This is a genomic window from Kribbella sp. NBC_00382 (assembly GCF_036067295.1).
Taxonomy (GTDB): Bacteria; Actinomycetota; Actinomycetes; order Propionibacteriales; family Kribbellaceae; genus Kribbella.
Genome location: NZ_CP107954.1, coordinates 7,909,034 through 7,925,286 on the forward strand (window position 1 = coordinate 7,909,034; position 16,253 = coordinate 7,925,286).

At 67.1% G+C, this 16,253-nt stretch carries 13 protein-coding genes and 1 rRNA gene; 8 read left to right on the forward strand and 6 right to left on the reverse strand.

Going from position 1 to position 16,253, the window contains the following annotated elements:
• Positions 1–7: 7 nt before the first annotated feature.
• The 4 genes from OHA70_RS37110 to OHA70_RS37125 are packed head-to-tail and all read right to left on the reverse strand — an operon-like array spanning position 8 to position 4,740.
• The gene (locus tag OHA70_RS37110; RefSeq protein ID WP_328326074.1) at positions 8–883 is read right to left on the reverse strand and encodes a carbohydrate ABC transporter permease; all 876 of its coding nucleotides are present in this window, start codon (positions 881–883) and stop codon (positions 8–10) included.
• Positions 880–1,764 carry a carbohydrate ABC transporter permease gene (locus OHA70_RS37115; protein ID WP_328326076.1) on the reverse strand — a complete coding sequence of 295 codons (885 nt, stop codon included), beginning with the start codon at positions 1,762–1,764 and terminating at the stop codon, positions 880–882. The genes OHA70_RS37110 and OHA70_RS37115 overlap by 4 nt, the downstream gene beginning before the upstream one ends.
• A gap of 6 nt (positions 1,765–1,770) precedes the next feature.
• Positions 1,771–3,129, reverse strand: coding sequence for an ABC transporter substrate-binding protein (locus OHA70_RS37120; protein ID WP_328326078.1), 1,359 nt, complete (start codon positions 3,127–3,129; stop codon positions 1,771–1,773).
• 12 nt (positions 3,130–3,141) lie between these two features.
• Positions 3,142–4,740 carry a glycoside hydrolase family 13 protein gene (locus OHA70_RS37125; protein ID WP_328326080.1) on the reverse strand — a complete coding sequence of 533 codons (1,599 nt, stop codon included), beginning with the start codon at positions 4,738–4,740 and terminating at the stop codon, positions 3,142–3,144.
• 126 nt (positions 4,741–4,866) lie between these two features.
• Between OHA70_RS37125 and OHA70_RS37130 the strand changes: the two genes are divergently transcribed.
• On the forward strand, positions 4,867–5,922 hold the full coding sequence (locus OHA70_RS37130; RefSeq protein ID WP_328326082.1) for a LacI family DNA-binding transcriptional regulator: 1,056 nt from the start codon (positions 4,867–4,869) through the stop codon (positions 5,920–5,922).
• On the opposite strand, the gene OHA70_RS37135 is transcribed toward OHA70_RS37130, so the two are convergent.
• Complete coding sequence (locus OHA70_RS37135) at positions 5,872–6,675, reverse strand: TrmH family RNA methyltransferase (RefSeq protein ID WP_328326084.1); 804 nt, start codon at positions 6,673–6,675, stop codon at positions 5,872–5,874. The two genes, OHA70_RS37130 and OHA70_RS37135, sit on opposite strands and share 51 nt — an antisense overlap.
• Positions 6,676–6,900: 225 nt before the next feature.
• Between OHA70_RS37135 and OHA70_RS37140 the strand changes: the two genes are divergently transcribed.
• The 7 genes from OHA70_RS37140 (at position 6,901) to OHA70_RS37170 (ending at position 15,940) form a co-directional block, all read left to right on the forward strand.
• Positions 6,901–7,887, forward strand: coding sequence for an ATP-binding cassette domain-containing protein (locus tag OHA70_RS37140; RefSeq protein ID WP_328326086.1), 987 nt, complete (start codon positions 6,901–6,903; stop codon positions 7,885–7,887).
• A complete protein-coding gene (locus OHA70_RS37145) occupies positions 7,884–8,708 on the forward strand; it encodes an ABC transporter permease (RefSeq protein WP_328326088.1) in 825 nt (274 codons plus the stop codon). Before OHA70_RS37140 ends, OHA70_RS37145 begins: the two co-directional genes overlap by 4 nt.
• Before the next feature lie 140 nt (positions 8,709–8,848).
• The gene (locus OHA70_RS37150; protein WP_328326090.1) at positions 8,849–10,039 is read left to right on the forward strand and encodes a hypothetical protein; all 1,191 of its coding nucleotides are present in this window, start codon (positions 8,849–8,851) and stop codon (positions 10,037–10,039) included.
• Positions 10,036–10,935 carry a hypothetical protein gene (locus tag OHA70_RS37155; RefSeq protein WP_328326092.1) on the forward strand — a complete coding sequence of 300 codons (900 nt, stop codon included), beginning with the start codon at positions 10,036–10,038 and terminating at the stop codon, positions 10,933–10,935. The genes OHA70_RS37150 and OHA70_RS37155 overlap by 4 nt, the downstream gene beginning before the upstream one ends.
• Positions 10,935–11,588 carry a hypothetical protein gene (locus tag OHA70_RS37160; protein ID WP_328326094.1) on the forward strand — a complete coding sequence of 218 codons (654 nt, stop codon included), beginning with the start codon at positions 10,935–10,937 and terminating at the stop codon, positions 11,586–11,588. The genes OHA70_RS37155 and OHA70_RS37160 overlap by 1 nt, the downstream gene beginning before the upstream one ends.
• A complete protein-coding gene (locus tag OHA70_RS37165; RefSeq protein ID WP_328326097.1) occupies positions 11,585–14,995 on the forward strand; it encodes a chromosome segregation ATPase in 3,411 nt (1,136 codons plus the stop codon). The genes OHA70_RS37160 and OHA70_RS37165 overlap by 4 nt, the downstream gene beginning before the upstream one ends.
• A 291-nt stretch (positions 14,996–15,286) precedes the next feature.
• Entirely contained in the window at positions 15,287–15,940 is a 654-nt protein-coding gene (locus OHA70_RS37170; RefSeq protein ID WP_328326099.1) for a hypothetical protein, read from the forward strand.
• A 91-nt stretch (positions 15,941–16,031) separates the two neighbouring features.
• Here the strand turns inward: OHA70_RS37170 and rrf are convergent.
• Positions 16,032–16,149: ribosomal RNA gene (gene rrf / locus OHA70_RS37175) — 5S ribosomal RNA — on the reverse strand.
• Positions 16,150–16,253 lie beyond the last annotated feature (104 nt).

Below are 16,253 nucleotides of genomic sequence, written 5' to 3' on the forward strand. Positions count from 1 at the left end.
GAACTACCTAGCCTTTGACTGCTCCACCGAGCGCGTTGGACTTCAGGAACAGTCGCTGGAACACCAGGAACAGCGCCACCGGAATCACCGTCGAGATCGCGAGTGCCGCCAGGAACACATCGAGTTCGACGAACTTCTGCAGCGCGGGGAGACGGACGGACAGGGGTTGCAGATCGGGATCGGGCAGGACCAGCAACGGCCAGAGGAAGTCCTTCCAGGCCGCGATGATCGCGAACACCGAGACCACGCCGAGAATCGGGCGCGACATCGGCAGGACGACGGACCAGAACATCCGGTACGGTCCGGCGCCGTCGACCCGGGCGGCCTCGAAGACCTCCCGGGGCAGGTTGTCGAAGAACCGCTGCACGATCAGGATGTTGAACGCGTTCGCGCCGGCCGGCAGCCAGACCGCCCAGAACGTGTTGATCAGCGAGGTCTTCAGCAACGGCGGGTCGACGATCGTGAGATACAGCGGGACGAGCAGCACGACCGACGGGACGAAGAGCGTCGCGAGCACGATCCCGGTGAGCGCCTTGCCGTAGCGGGGTCGTAGTACGGACAGGGCGTAGCCGGCCGTGGTTGCCACCAGCAACTGGACGAACCAGGAGCCGGCCGCCAGGACGACGGTGTTGAGGAAGTACTTGTCGATCTCCACCCGCGTCCAGGCGGTGGAGAGGTTGGCCCAGTCGATCCCGTGCGGCCACAACGCGAGCGGCGCGCGCAAGGTGTCCTGGGTTGGAGTGACTGCCGCCTTGGCCAGCCACAGCATCGGGCCTAGGCCGACGGTGATCAGCACGGCTAGCAGGAGGACGTGCACTGACCGCGCAGTACGCCGTACGCCGGGGCGGCGCCAGTCCGACGACGAGAGGATGCCCCGGCTCATGAGCGGCTCCAGGATCGGGTCAGGCGGAAGTAGACGGCCGACAGGATGCCCAGGGCAACGGCCAGCATGATGCTGAGCGCAGTCGCGGCGCCGTACTCGCCACCGAGACTGTTCGCGAACGCGTAGTCGTAGATGAGCAGCAGGATCGTGATCGTGGAGTTCGCCGGGCCGCCGCCGGTGAACAAGAACGGCTCCAGGAACACCTGCGACGTTCCGACGATCTGCAGGATGAAGGTGATCAGCAGGACGCCCCTGAGCTGCGGCAGCGTCACATGCCAGATCTTGCGCCAGATCGACGCTCTGTCGATCTCGGCCGCTTCGTAGAGGTCAGTGGTGACACCGGTCAGTGCAGCGAGGTAGATGATGACTGTGCCGCCGGCTGCGGCCCAGGTCGCCTCGATGACGAGTGCAGGCATCGCACTGCCCGAGTCCTGCAGCCAGGAGACCGGCCCAATGCCTACTGCGCCGAGGATGGTGTTGAAGACGCCATTGGGTCCGGCGTCGTAGAAGAACTTCCAGAGCAGCACTGCGACTACCGGTGGGATCACCACGGGCAGGTAGGCCAGTGCGCTGTAGAGACCCTTGAAGCGGCGTACCTCGCTCATCAGGACTGCAGCGATGAGCGGGACCGGGTAGCCGAACAGTAGGGCGAGCAGAGCGAAGTACAGGGTGTTCTTGACCGCTGTCCAGAGCAGTGGGTCGGCCAGGACGTCCTTGAAGTTCTGCAGGCCGACGAAGGTCGCAGGGGTGACCAGGTTGGTCTCCTGGAAGCTCATCACCACGGCCCTGAGGATCGGGATCCAGGAGAAGACACCGAAGACCAGTAACAGCGGCAGCAGGAAGACCAGCGTGCTCAGGCCACTACCGCGACCTCTGTTCATCAGGGGCTACTTCCGGTCGAGGAGGGTCTGCGCCTCGGCGTTGGCGTTCTTGAGCAGCTTCGCGATGTCCGCGTCCTTGTTGGTCAGTACCGACTGCACGACCGGGTCGAGCAGCTTGTAGACCTCCTGCGTCGACCGGACCGGCTCGGTCACCAGGGGCTGGTCGAACATCTTGTCCGTGTACGGCTTCATCTGGTCGAGCGGAACGTTCACGTACTCCTTCACCCAGCCCAGCGACTCGTCGTACGTCGCCTTGTCGAACACGGGTAGCTGCGGCGCACCCACTGGCTGCTTGGAGGCGGCAACGGTCTTCGCATCGAGTACTGCGGCGTCCTTGTCGGCCAGCTTCTTCATGTAGAAGTAGTCGATCCACTTCACGGCAGCGGCCTTCACCCCGTCGTTGGCCTTGGCACTGACCGTCGCTAGCGTCCCACCGCCCAGTGCTCCGGCCTGGTCGTTACTGGCGAGCGGGATGGTCGCTACGCCATAGTCGACGGGCTTGAGCGCGTTCTGCGTGACCAGGGAGCCGTAGTTGCCTCCCCCGGACACGTACATCCCGATCTGGCCGGAGGCGAAGGCCTGGTTGATCCCTGCCCAGTCGTAGAGGAAGTTGGCGCCCATGCTGTTGTCCGACCAGCGCATGTCCTTCAGCAACTGCAGTACCGAGGTCATCTCCGGTGTGTCGAGCTGTGCCGTCGCAGTGTCGCCGTCGAGCTTCTCCGTCCGGCCGCCGAACGCATAGTCGAGCGTGGTGAGGATCCAGCCACCTGTGTTGTCGGTAGTCAGTTCGGCGTACCCGGCCTTGCCTGTCTTGTCCGCGATCTGCTTGGCGTCCGCACGGACCTCATCCCAGGTCGTCGGCGGCTTGTCGGGGTCCAACCCGGCCTGCTTGAACAGGGTGCGGTTGTAGTGCAGCGCCTGCCCGTACGCCGCGATCGGGACGGCCCACATCTTGCCGTCCTCGGCCTTGCCCGCCTTGGCGACGTTCTCGCTGAACTTGGTCGCGTACGGGAGCGCGGAGACCAGGCCGCTGATGTCGGCGATCTGCTTGCGCTCGATCAGGCCGCGGCCGTCGGTGAACGGGACGGTGAAGACATCGGGCAGCGTGCCACCAGCAAGCTGCGCGGTGAAGGTCGTCGCGGTCCAGTTGTACTCCTGCGGCACCACGTCGATCTTCGGGTTGTCCTTCTCGAACTGCGCGACCCGGGCGTCGAAGGCGGCGATCGCGCCCTTGTCGAGGCCGGGATCGCGGGCGACCGTCAGAGTGACCGGTCCGTCTGGGACTGCTGCTTTGTCGTCCGACCCGGAGCACGCGGTCAGGCTCGCGGTCAGGGCGACCACCAGGGCGATGGGAGTGAGCTTCATGTCGTGGTTCTCCTACTTCGTGGTCAGCCAGACGGCTGCGTCGGTGGGGAGGCACTCGCCGGCCAGGGCGGCGCTGGCGAGCAGGACTTCGCCGTACGGCGGGAGCTGGATCGGCTCGCCGCCCAGGTTGACCAGGCAGAGGAAGCGCTCTCCCCGGCTGAAGGCGATGACGTCTCTTGTGTTGAGTTCGTGCCAGGCAAACTCGGCGGGCAGCTCGCGGCGGAGGTGCAGCGCCGCGCGGTACAGGGCGAGCATCGAGTCAGGGTCGCGTTCCTGCACCTCGACGGAGTGCGCGCCCCAGTCCGCGGGCTGTGGCAGCCAGGGCGTGAAGCCTTGCGTGTTGAAGCCGAAGCTCGGGCCAGTAGTTGTCCAAGGCAACGGTACGCGGCAGCCGTCGCGGCCGGGGTCGGCGCCTTCGGAGCGGTGGAAGATCGGATCCTGCAAGGCAGCGAGGGGCAGGTCCTCGACCTCGGGCAGGCCGAGTTCGTCGCCTTGGTAGACGTAGAGCGACCCGGGCAACGCGGCCGTCAGCAGCGCGGCCGCCCGCGCCCGCCGTTGCCCTTGCGCCAGGTCGGTCGGTACGCCGAACCGCTTGGCCTGGAACGAGAACGAGCTGTCCTCACGTCCGTACCTGGTCGCCGGCCTGGTGACGTCATGGTTGGACAGCACCCAGGTGGCCGGCGCGTCGACGGGCTTGTGAGCAGCCAGAGTCGACTCGATCGACTCGCGTAGCTGCAAGGCATCCCAGGGCCGGCCCATCAGGTCGAAGTTGAAGGCGGTGTGCATCTCGTCCGGCCTGAGGTAGCGGGCGAACCGCTCGGGATCGGCCAGCCAGGTCTCGCCGACGAGCACCCGCGGTTCGGCGTACTCGTCAGCGATGGCACGCCAGGAGCGGTAGATGTCGTGCAGTTCGTCGCGATCGACGTACGGGTGCTCGGTGGTCTCGCCGTACTGCGGGAAGCTGGGATCCTTGACCGGCATGGTGGCCGAGTCGATCCGGATCCCCGCGACACCCCGGTCGAACCAGAACCTGAGGATCTCCTCGTGTTCGCGGCGGACGTCGGGGTGATTCCAGTTGAGGTCGGGCTGCTCGGGGGTGAAGAGGTGGAGGTACCACTCCCCCGGCGTGCCGTCCGGGTTCTTCGTCCGGGTCCAGGTGTCGCCGGAGAAGCTAGAGATCCAGTCGGTCGGTTGTTCCTCACCGTCCTTGAACCAGAAGCGTTCCCTTGCCGGTGAGCCCGGGCCTTCTGCGAGCGCCTCTTTGAACCATGCGTGCTCGCTGGAGATGTGGTTCGGGACGATGTCGATGATCGTGCGGATGCCTCTTTGCGCTGCCTCGGCGATCAATTGCTCGGCTTCTTCGACGGTGCCGAAGGCCGGGTCGATCACCCGGTAGTCGGCCACGTCGTACCCGCCGTCGGCGAGCGGGGAGAGGTACCAGGGGGTGAACCAGATGGCGTCGATGCCGAGGCTGCTCAGGTACGGCAGTCGCGACCGGACTCCGGCCAGGTCGCCAGTGCCGTCGCCGTTCCCGTCGGCGAAGCTGCGCGGGTAGATCTGGTAGATCGCCGCGTCCCGCCACCACTGCTCGTTGCTCACCTCTTTGCTCACCCTGACTCCGTTCGATCGTGATAGGTTTAGCGCTCCACCTTGGTGGGACCGTAAGGCCGTATCCGGGCAGGTGTCAATGGGCGAGTTGCACTCGTATCCTGGCCGCGACGATCGAGAGGAGCCCCTGTGCGGGTCACGCTGAAGGACATCGCCGACGAGGCCGGGGTCAGCATGATGACGGTCTCGAACGTGGTGAACGGCAAGCGCGCCCGGGTCTCACCGGACACGATCGAGCGGATCCAGCGGATCGTCGCGGAGCGCGGTTACGTGCCGAGCGCATCGGCCCGCAGCCTCGCCGCGAAGTCGTCGCGGCTGATCGGCTTGCTGGTGCCGGCGGCCGACGAGGACAGCCTGATGATCAGCCCGCACAACGTGGCGATCGTCGGGCAGATCGAGCGGGAGCTGCGCAAGGGCGGGTACCACCTGTTGCTTCGTGGGATCGCTGCTCCGGCGGAGGTTGCTGAGGCGTTGCAGTCGTGGAGCCTGGATGGGGCGGTGCTGCTCGGGTTCCTGGATGAGGAGATCGATCGGCTCACGGCGCGCGCGGTCGGCAAGGTGTCGTTGCTGGCGATCGACAGCTATTCGGGGAATCCGTTGACTACCGGAGTACGGTCCGATGACTACACCGGTGCGCTGCTGGCGGCTCGGCATCTGCTGGAGCTCGGGCATCGGGAGATCGTCTTCGCGGGGCCGTCGTTTACCGACGTTGGTGTGGTGCACGAGCGGTTCGCCGGCTTTCAGGCGGCCTTTGCCGAAGCGGGGTTGTCGTGGCAGGAGCGGTTGGTCACGGCGACGACGACGCATGCCAGCGGTCGCGAGCTCGGGCGGCGGCTGAAGTCCTTGCATCCTTCGGCCACAGCCGTGTTCGCGACCGCCGACATTCTGGCGATCGGCATCATGGAGGGGTTGGCGGAGAGCGGTTTCTCGGTACCCTCCGACGTCTCGGTGCTGGGGTTCGATGACCTTGACCTGAGCGCTTACGTGACGCCCAAGCTGACCACGATCGCGCAGGACATCCCGCGGAAGGCGGCGATCGCAGTACAGCTGCTACTGGGCACGATCGAGGGCAAGGAACATCCCGTCGACCCGATCACGCTGGAGGTCCGGCTGATCGAGCGCGGGTCGACGGCGTCACCACCCCTCCTTGCGGGCGCGGGCCTCGAAGAGCAGGATGCCGGCTGACAGCGCGACGTTGAGCGAGTCCGCCTGCCCGAGCATCGGGATGCTCAGGGTTTTGAACCCCTGCATGCGCCAGTCCTCGTGCAGCCCTTCGCCTTCCGAGCCGACCACAAACGCAGTTCTTCCCCTGTACTCCGGTACGCGGTAGCTGCCCGTTGCCGCGGGGTCGGCCAGGTGGACGTCGAACGCGTGCTGCCTGAGCCAACTCGCTGCCTTGGTGATACTCGTGAACTCGAGCACTGGCGTGGTGAGCACCATGCCGCGGCTGGCGGCGTAGACAGCGGGGTTGGTCAGTTTGGCCCGGCGGCTGGTCAGGATGAGGCAGTCGGCTTTGGCTGCGTCGACCGTGCGAATCAGGGTGCCGAGGTTGCCGGCGTACTCGACTCCGTCCGCGACCAGCACCAGCGACGACCCGCTGAACCGGACTTCCTCGGCTCGCCATTCGGGGAGCTGGGCAATGGAAACGAGCCCATCAGACCGGTTCTTTCGGCTGACTCGGGCCAGGAGCTTCGGTGAGATCCGGTAGACCTCTCGTGCTCTCGCAGCGATCTCGGCCGCTGTTTCTGGTTGGTCGCAGGCGTCGGGACAGTAGTAGAAGGTGTCGATCACGGTCGGGGTGCTGAGCAACTGGCTGTGCTCCCAGCTACCCTCGACCAGGATCCGGCCGGGGACGCAATCCTTGCGAACGGCGAGCAGGGCGCGGCCACGCGGGTGCTGCGCTCCGATCGGCAAGGCGTCGGGAAATGACGGTGCCATGGGGTGACTCCGGTGAATGAGAACAGCAAACCGTGACCGGGGACGCCTTCGTGGGCGTCCGCACCGGCCGGTGTGCTGGGGTCGGCTAGAGCGTTTGAGGACGCACTAGCCGAGCAGTCTCATCATGCTTCGGATGGTAGGGAACGCGGAGCCCGGCGTCATCCGCTTTTCTGCCGTGCAGAAAAGCCTCGGCGGGTTGTCGGCAGGGCGATCTAGGGTGAGCCCATGTCCAACGGACCTGCAGTCGAAGCGATCGATCTGGTGAAAGAGTTCGGCACGAACCGTGCCGTCGACGGGGTGAGTTTCGTCGTCCCCGAAGGAACGGTGCTGGGCCTGCTCGGTCCCAACGGCGCCGGCAAGACGACCACGGTGCGGATGCTGACGACGCTCAGCGTGCCCACCAGCGGAACCGGCCGGGTCGCCGGCTACGACGTGATCAAGGAACCCGCGGCGGTACGGCGCAGCATGGGCCTCACCGGCCAGTCCGCCACCATCGACGAACTGCTGACCGGCCGGGAGAACATCCGGCTGATCGGCAGGCTTTACGGGTTGCCGACCAAGTATCTGAGCAAGCTGTCGGACGAGCTGCTCGGGCGGTTCCTGCTGACGGATGCGGCCGACCGGGTGGCGAAGACCTACTCCGGCGGCATGCGGCGACGGCTGGATCTGGCGGTCAGTCTGGTCGCCGCGCCGCCGGTGTTGTTCCTCGACGAACCGACCACCGGACTCGACCCTCGCAGCCGCGCGGATCTGTGGGAGGTACTGCGCGGCCTGGTCCGGGACGGCACCACCTTGCTGCTGACTACGCAGTATCTGGAGGAGGCCGACCACCTGGCCGACGAGATTGTCGTGATCGACAAGGGCAAGGTGATCGCGGCCGGGACGCCGACCCAGCTCAAGGACGAGGCCGGCCGGGCCAGCGTGGTCGTCACGGTTTCGGAGGTGGCTGACCTGCCGCGCGCCGCCGAACTCCTGCGACAGCACGCACCCGAGGTGCATGTCGAGGAGGTGAGCCGGCGACTCACGGCGCCCGCGGCCGGCCTGGGCGATATGACCCGGATCGCGGGGGTCTTCGCCGACAGTGGGATCGACGTCGACGATCTCGGCCTGAAACGCCCGAGCCTCGACGACGTCTTCCTGCACCTGACCGGCCGCCGCGCCGAACCGACCGATACCAGCGAGACGCTGACCGAGCAGGAGGCCGTCCGATGACCGCCGTGATGACCAGGCCGCCGATCCACCAGCGCACCTTGCTGCAGCAGTCGCTGACCGTCGTCTGGCGCAATCTCCTGCACATCAGGCGGATGCCCGAGATGCTGCTGGACGTGACCATCCAGCCGGTGATGTTCGTCCTGCTGTTCGCCTATGTCTTCGGCGGCTCGATCGACGTGCCCGGTACGTCGTACCGGGAGTTCCTGCTGCCGGGGATCATGGCGCAGACCATCATCTTCTCCTCCGCCATCGTGGCCATCGGGCTCACCAGCGACCTGGAGAAGGGGATCGTCGACCGGCTGAAGTCGCTGCCGATCTCACGCTCGTCCGTGCTCGTCGGGCGGAGCCTCTCGAGCCTGATCCACTCCGGTATCGGCATCGTGGTGATGAGTGCGACCGGCCTACTGATCGGCTGGCGGATCCGCGACGGGCTGGTCAACGGCGTACTGGGCTACCTGCTCCTGCTGCTCTTCGGCTTCTCGATGATCTGGCTGGGCATCTGGGTCGGGTCGCTGATGCGCTCGGTAGAGGCGGTGAACGGCTTCATGTTCACCGTGATGTTCCCGCTCACCTTCGTTGCCAACACCTTCGCGCCGACCCAGGACATGCCCCGCTGGCTGCAGCTGATCGCGGAGTGGAACCCGGTGTCGGCGCTGACCGCGGCGTGCCGTCAGTTGTGGGGCAACGGGCTGGCACCTTCACCGGACGCCCAGTGGCCGCTGCAGCACCCGGTGATCGCGTCCATCGCCTGGTCGCTCCTCTTCACGGCCGTCTTCGCGCCTCTCGCCGTGGCCGCCTTCCGCCGCCGCTCGCGAGACTGACGCCCCGGGTGCCTCGGCGGCTCGCCCGGACTGTTTGTCCACAGACTGGCCGGGCGCCGATTTCGATCCGTCGGCCGGCGTCGATAAAGTCCGTTCTCTGACTGTCTTCGGGGGCGGTCGGGCCACGGGAGGAGAGCACGATGGACGCGACATTGCTGGATGCGGAGGCCGAAGCGGCTGTCCTGCGCGTCTATCGGCAGGTCTTCGCCGTGCTCGCCCGCGAGGCCGGCGCGATGATCGTCGACCCGGAGCTGCTGGATGTGGATCAGGCGATCCTGGATGCGTTCGCGGAGGCTGGTAGCGACGGGTTGACCGTTGAGCAGGCCACGCTCGCTTGCCGTGGGTGGCCGCATGAGGTGATCGTTCGGCGTTTCGAAGTACTGCGGCAGTACGGGGCGATCACGAAGCTGGTGGACCGGCCGAACGAGTTGCGGCACCGGGCGGCCTTCGCGCCGTACGTGATGCTGATGTTCCTCAAGCGGATGTCGGTGCAGGGTGGTCAGGCCGAGCTGCACCAGTTGCTGACGCTTGAGGCACACAGTGTGAGTGATCCGAAGGCTGTCGCGGAGCAAGGGCAAGCGTCGATCCAGCGGCTGACGAAGGTGTTCCGGCTGCTGGGGAACGAGCTGTCCATCCTGGTGTCGACCAGCACGACGGCACAGTTGCGGGAGAACGCGCAGCTCGCCTGGGGTAACGAGCGGCTGATCGAGCAGGCCGAGAAGGTGCACCGGATCGTGCTCGAGCGGTGGCCCGGGTTGCATCAGGTGTGCACTTCTTTGCGGATGTCGCTGGCTGCCTATGCGGATGCTGTGCAGCTGGCGGCCGGGCGGTTGGTTGAGCGAGCCGGTACTACCCGGGCGCTGGGATTGCTGCCGATCGAGACTTGGCTGACGTTTACGCGCAGCAGCGATACCGAAGTACTGGCTGGGGTGTTGGACGGGTTGCTGTTTGACGCGGCCGCGCCGGACTTCTCCCCCGAAGGAATGCTGGAGGCCGTCGAGTCCGGCCGACGAACCGGTACTGCGCGAATGGCGCCGCCTCGACCTTCCTCAGAAACGGACGCGCCGGAGTCCGCCGCCGCGACGGACCGCGAGGACCTACGCGCCGAGGCCGAGCGAATCCTCGCCGGCCGTTCTTCAGTCAGCATCGTGGACGTAGTCGACGACGCCGGCGACTGGGTCACCGCCCGCCGAGTCCTAGCCGAACTGACCGCCGCTCACCTCCACGACGAACTCGACTACGAACTCGTCTGGGGCGACGGCATGCGCATCGACCCCACAGCCGGCACCCCCTGGGCAACCGAAGGCTCCTTCCGGCGGGTGACCCGATGACGTCGGAGACGGTCGAAAGCGGCCGCTCATACAACGCCCTCTGGTGGGCAAAGGTCCAATCGGCCGGCCCTCTCCAGGTCTCCCCCGACACCCCCGCCGTCCCAGGCCTCACCCGCGCCGCCGAGCCCGACGGCTCCTCAGTCTGGATGCTCCCCACCCTCCCCGACGGCGCCGGCCACGGAGTCCTAGAAGAACTAGGCATGCCCCCGGTCGCCGTAGAAATGCCCAACGAGACTGCCCGAGTCCTAGCCATCTGCGTAACCTGCTGCTGGCAAGACCGAAGCACCTCCCCCTGGCCCGGCTCTGTAGGCACGCTCACCCAGGTGAAGGCCGTCTACGCAGGCCTCCGAGGCCGCCCCGAACAATCCAGCGACCTGACGTTGATCATCGGCAGCCTCCGCCGCCTACACGCCACCAACTGGCTGATCTGGAACGAAAAGCTCGGCGAAGTCCGCCTAGGCCCCCGAGTAACCACCTGGACCCCCACCGCCCAAACCACCCTCCGAGAACTCTGCCGAATCCTCCCCGACCCACCCCCCGCACTCCTAGCTGCACCCAAACAGCCTGAGGTCGCCCCCGACCCCCTCCCCACCGACGCGGACGCCCCCAACCCCGCCCCCTCGCCGGATGCGGCCCCCTCGATGGACTCCGACCCCGGTACCCCTGGGCCCGACCAACCCGACCCCAGCGCCTCTTCGGCCGACCACACCCCCGCCTCCCCCGGGCCCGCCGAACCCGAGCCCAGCTCAGCCATGCCCGGCTCAGACCTACCCGACCCAGAGCCCGACCCCACCACCTCCTCGGATGCCCCCACCACCACCTCCTCCGGGCCCGCCGAACCCGAGCCCAGCTCAGGTGCGCCCGGTTCAGACGGACCTGAGACGGAGGAGGACTGATGAGCGAGCAGCATGCTCTCTTCGACTCCCTGCTGCAGGATTTGAGTGATCGGAGCAGGGACGAAGTACTCGCAGCCTTTTCAGCCGTGCAGTACGCCGCCCACCCGGTCGCCGAAGTACAGCTGGCTGGGTTGCGGGATGTGACGTTGCGCCGGCAGGTGCAGAAGATGTTGAAGCTGATCGGCCGGACACTCGTCCACGTCGACGGCACGCACTGGACTTCCGGCTACGCAGACGACATCGCCGAGACCCTGACCGCGCAAGGCTGGCAACCACTCTCAGTCGTAGACCGCGCCGTCCTGGTCCTCGTCCTCGTCCACTCCGTCGCGATCCCCCGCAGCGAAGGCATCCTCACCGGCGACAGCTGGAAGTCCGCCCGCCCGACAACAGTCGACGAGCTCCGAACCACCAGGATCAGCAGCGAGGAGCGCCGCCTCGCCCTCCAGCGACTCCGCGCCGCCGGCCTGATCCAACTGTCCGGCGACCACTCCGGCGGCCCGAGCTACATCCCAGGCCCGCAACTCCAACGCCTCACCCCGGCCGCACGGCGTCGCCTGCAGGATCAACTGATCCTCGCGGCCGCCCCGTCGAGCCCGATCGCGGAGGCCATCCGCGCTCGCAAAGGCATCACCGAAGAAGAAGGAGCGGCATGAGCACCCCCACCCCGGCTGAGGACGGGCCGTACGACATCCTCGGCTCGAAGGTGCTGCTCGGCGTCCAGGTCGTCGACCTGTCCCGGCTGTCGACCCACCCGATCCCGATGGTCGGCCAAGGCCTCGTCACCGTCGCCGGCCAGGGCCCGGTCGACTCCAACGGCGCCGGCAAGTCGTCCTGGATCGCCGCGCTCTCACTCCTCCACGCCGACGACCAGTGGCGCCTCACCAGCGGTGCGCCCGGCGCCGCTGAACTGCTCTTCACCGCCGAAGCCGCCGGCCAGGAAGGCACCTGGTCCAACGTCGACCGCGGCTACATCGTCGGTGTCTTCTCCGACCCTGACCTGACCGAGCTGGCCGAGATCGAAGCGGCCGCCATCACCGTCTGGATCCGGATCAACCGCAAAGCCTCGTACCTCGACCTGCGCTGGAAGAGCGGCCTGCACGTCCCGTACGGCGTCACCGAGGCCGAACGCGCAGCCGGCGCCGACGCGCTCTGGGCCGCGCTCCCCCACTCCAACGGCCGCACCGACTTCCACGCCAACAAACTCTCCACAGTCCTGTACGGCGGCCAGGTCCGTTGCGTCTCCTTCCTCTCGACCTCCGTACGGTCCTCGCCCACAGCCAACCTCCTCGCGGAGCCCCTGAACGAGCTCGGCCCCGCCCGTATCTTCAACGCGATCGCCACCCTCACCGGTCTCGACCACGAACTGGAGCAAGAGCAGGCCCACCGCTCCGCCGAGCACACCCAACGCGAGGCGACCAAGCAAGCAACGGCCGACCTCCAGCGCTGGGAACAGGAGATGGCCACCGTCGAGGCGGGCATCCTGCAACGCGCCGCCGCCCGCGAAGCCCTCGCCTCTGCTCGCGAGTCCTGGCTGGCCCGCTGTGCCCGACACCTCGTCGACGGCGACGCGCGCAACAGCGAGATCCTCCAAGAGCTGGGCGTGCTCGACGAGCGGGTGGCCGAGCAGGAGGCGCGACGCGAGACTGTCGACACCGAGATCGAAGCGTTCGGCAGCGAGGAGAACCTGCTCCGCGACGTCCAACTCACCCGGCAAGAGCGCGACAAGCTCGACGCCCGCGACCGTGAACTGGATCTTGCCCAACGCTCCGTCCGCGAGCAGCTCGAGCGCCTCGGCCAGGAGCACCGCCGCCTGCTTGACGCTGGACGCTCAGCCGACGGACGCGACCTGGCAGCCGCCGCCGAGGAACAAGAAGAAGCCCGCGCAGTACTAGAGGAGCACATCGGGCGCGACCACGCCGCGCGCTCCTTCGTGGACCAGGCGACTGCTGACCTGCGCGAGGCCGAGAGCGGCCAGACCGTCTCAGCTCCCCAGCAGCAAGTACTGGCGAACGCCAGTATCGAGTGCGGCGCCCTCACCGACATCACCGAGCTCGCAACGGCCGATCGTGCCGAGTGGGAGCCACGGCTCGCGCCGTACCGGGAAGCCGTTGTCGTCGACGCGTCGGACGTCGCGATCGCCACGTCTGCACTGAGCGACGCCGACTACCCCGGCTTCCTCCTTGTACTTGCCAACCGTCCCGATGCCGCTGCCTTCAAGGGCGGGCCGGTGTCGGCAGACAAGCGGTTCAAGCTGGACGGGTTCTTCGCTGCTCTGGCTTCCCGTTCGGCCAAGGAGATCATCGACGAGCCCGCCGGCGTGGTCGCCGTCGGGCAGTTCGAGGAAGCCATCACCGGCCGTACCGCGCGGATCGAGGCCGCCCGTCGTCGCCTCGACGGAGCCGTCGAGGCACGCTCAGCCGCGTCGGCCGCCCTCGAGCAAGCTCGCGCACGAGTAGACCAAGCCGAGCGCCGTACTGCGGCCGCCCGCGCGCTCGGGACCGCTGCGGACGTACAGGAGCAGATCCTCGCCCTGCGTGAGGCGAACGACCAGCACGAGACCGATCGCGAGACCCTCGCACCCGCGCTGCAGGCAGCGAAGGAATCAGCCGAGGCCGCGGCCGGCCAGCAACTCGTCCGCGACGAGCGACTGAAGAACCTCGAAGCCACTCGCCGGGATCACGACCGCATCCTCGACGAGCTCGCCGGACGACGCCTCGTACTCCTGGAGGAGCAGACCGGACTCGACCTGGGCACCCGGACCACCGCGTGGGGCGGTAGCGCCGCGGAAGCGTCCGAGTTCCTGATCGCCTTGCCGGATGACGCCGCCCAGCGCCGTACGACGGCCGACTGGAACCACCAGGCCTGCACTCAACTCGACGACGTCGTACGCCGCTGCTTCCCGAATGCACGCTCGCGAGAAGAGATCCCGTCCGAGCTGTGGGAGATCCTCAACGGCGCCGACGGCTGGGCGAACGGCACTCTCGGCGCGCGGGTAGCCCTGGTACCGGCCTTGCAGCGAACGCTCGCGAGTCACCTCGCCCAGCACGAGACCTTCGACAGCCTCCAGCAACAGCAGATCGCCAGCCAACGCGCTGAGCGGAACGCCGCCCTGGAACGCGCTCGAGAAGGACTCGGCGAGGCCGAGAGCACCGCGCGGGCTCACCGCTCATCGCTCGCGGACGGCATCAAGGCGCGGCTGCGACTGGTCTCGGCGGAATTCGACCGGTTGGACCAGCAGTACGGCGGTTACGGCGCGAAGCTCGAGTACCCGGAACCCGACCCGCCGGCCGAGCCGGACAAGCCGTGGCGCTGGACGGTCACGCCGAAATGGCGTCGTTCCGAGGGCGGGCCGTTCTCGGCGTTCAACGTCAAGGGCAACACCGCGCAGATGGACGAGAAGGCAGTGAAGCTCGTGTGTGCCGCCGCGTTGGCGGGCGGCAGTGACCGTCCGTTGCTTCTGATCCTGGACGAGCTGGGCCGCAACCTCGGCTCGCAGCACCGGCGTGAGGCCGTCGCCCTGTTCGAGCAGATCGGCCGCGACCGCAACATCACGGTCATCGGAGCGCTGCAGGACGACATGGAGCGCTACGCCCTCTCCTCGTCTCGCCTGTACGTGAAACTGCGGCGCTCCTCCGACACCATGGCCTACAACCAGGCGCCCGTGGTGAAGGGCAACGAGGAGTACTCCGCCCGCGTAGAACTCCTCCGCGACTGGCTCGACTCCTACCGCGGCCCGCGCCCGACGCTGGAACTGGCAGAGCAAACCCTCGACACCGCCGACATCTCAGCCTCAGCGCCTGACTCAACCGTTCCAGCTGACCCCGCTGGCGTTGATACCCCCGCCCCGACTGCTGATGTGGCCCCTGCGAAAGCCGCCAAGTCAGCTGGCAGGCAGAAGTCAGCTAAATCGGTCAAGCAGCCAGCCAATGAGGACTCTGCCGTGCCCGCCGAGGCGGCAAGCGAGCACACCGAGGGCGCCGGCGATACCGCGGACACCGCAGTGGTTGAGACCGGCGAGGTGGCAGGCGGCGACAGCGAGGCGACCGGGGCGGCAGGCTGAACGGGCACGGCGAGCAGACCAGCTCTGCTCTGCATTGGAGGCCGACTGCCAGCTTCAGTCGGGCCGGGTGGCCTCGGTGTCGGTTTTGGGCGGGAGGCTGCGGAAAACCGACCCCGGTGGTCAGGCCTGACCTGTGGCTCGTTCACACTGGAGGGGTGTCGTGTCAGCAGAAGGGCGTTCCTGCCCACGCCCACTGTTCACACGGAGTAGGCGGAGCTCTGGCCAACCCCTCGTGGTTCGGCGTACCGTCCGTTGCACAGGTCCAGCCGACACCTGATCGGAGGGCGTGAGATGGCATCTTGGCTACTACGCGCCCAGTGGGCTCACCGGGACGAAACGGTCGAACATCGGGCACTCCGCGTCGGGCGCACCCTGACCGCGGTCGCCGTCGCGTTTCCGGAGGTTCACCTGTGGACGCAGGACGAGCGCTGGGGCTTCCACGTCCTCGAGGCTGACGCCTCCACGCCGCTGCAGGAGATGGTCGAGGCGACCACGAAGGTCCTCTCGAACGGCTCGAGTACCACCCGCCTGCACCTGCAGAGCGCCGGTGAACTCCCCTGGCTGTTCGACCTATCCATGGGCGGCACCCTCACGACGGTCTCGGACCAGCTCACCTTGCACTGGAGCGACGACGACGCCCTGATCCAGTCAGAGCGCTTCGCGCAGGTACTCCGCGCGGTCGTCACGATCTGGGAACCCGAATGGGCCAGCATCGCCGACACCGAACTGGCCGCGGCTGCCGGCGTCTTCCGCCGCGGCATCCCGATGATGGGCTGGCTCACCTACGTCCGCGGCCTGGTAGCCGGCGCCCCCGGCATCGACATCGACCTGACCCCGTTCGAACGAGGCACCCTCCTCCAGGCGCCGGTGGCACCCGCCGACCTGACCCCGATCCACATCTGCGCCGCCGCAGCCCTGGTCGGCATCTCCCCCGAAGACCTTTAGGCCCTACGCCCAAGAGGTGAAGGCCTAAAACGCATTAGAGCCGTAAACACATTAAGGGCCACCCGAGTGGGTGGCCCTTAACAGTGTGAATGTCCGGCGACGTCCTACTCTCCCACGACCTACCGGTCGCAGTACCATCGGCGCTGTCAGGCTTAACTTCCAGGTTCGGAATGGAGACTGGGTGTTTCCCTGACGCTATGGTCACCGTAACTCTATAGAAATATCAACCAACCACACTTCAGCCACTCACCGTTCCCACCTGGGAACGAGTGTTGCTGGGGGTTGACCGTATTTCGGGAACCGTATAGCGGAC

What these genes read in the sequence shown, in the direction of transcription:
- OHA70_RS37110 (WP_328326074.1), bottom strand. Translation starts at nt 883, where the DNA reads ATGAGCCGGGGCATCCTCTCGTCGTCGGACTGGCGCCGCCCCGGCGTA.
- OHA70_RS37115 (WP_328326076.1), bottom strand. Translation starts at nt 1,764, where the DNA reads ATGAACAGAGGTCGCGGTAGTGGCCTGAGCACGCTGGTCTTCCTGCTG.
- OHA70_RS37120 (WP_328326078.1), bottom strand. Translation starts at nt 3,129, where the DNA reads ATGAAGCTCACTCCCATCGCCCTGGTGGTCGCCCTGACCGCGAGCCTG.
- OHA70_RS37135 (WP_328326084.1), bottom strand. Translation starts at nt 6,675, where the DNA reads ATGGCACCGTCATTTCCCGACGCCTTGCCGATCGGAGCGCAGCACCCG.
- OHA70_RS37140 (WP_328326086.1), top strand. Translation starts at nt 6,901, where the DNA reads ATGTCCAACGGACCTGCAGTCGAAGCGATCGATCTGGTGAAAGAGTTC.
- OHA70_RS37145 (WP_328326088.1), top strand. Translation starts at nt 7,884, where the DNA reads ATGACCGCCGTGATGACCAGGCCGCCGATCCACCAGCGCACCTTGCTG.
- OHA70_RS37150 (WP_328326090.1), top strand. Translation starts at nt 8,849, where the DNA reads ATGGACGCGACATTGCTGGATGCGGAGGCCGAAGCGGCTGTCCTGCGC.
- OHA70_RS37155 (WP_328326092.1), top strand. Translation starts at nt 10,036, where the DNA reads ATGACGTCGGAGACGGTCGAAAGCGGCCGCTCATACAACGCCCTCTGG.
- OHA70_RS37160 (WP_328326094.1), top strand. Translation starts at nt 10,935, where the DNA reads ATGAGCGAGCAGCATGCTCTCTTCGACTCCCTGCTGCAGGATTTGAGT.
- OHA70_RS37165 (WP_328326097.1), top strand. Translation starts at nt 11,585, where the DNA reads ATGAGCACCCCCACCCCGGCTGAGGACGGGCCGTACGACATCCTCGGC.
- OHA70_RS37170 (WP_328326099.1), top strand. Translation starts at nt 15,287, where the DNA reads ATGGCATCTTGGCTACTACGCGCCCAGTGGGCTCACCGGGACGAAACG.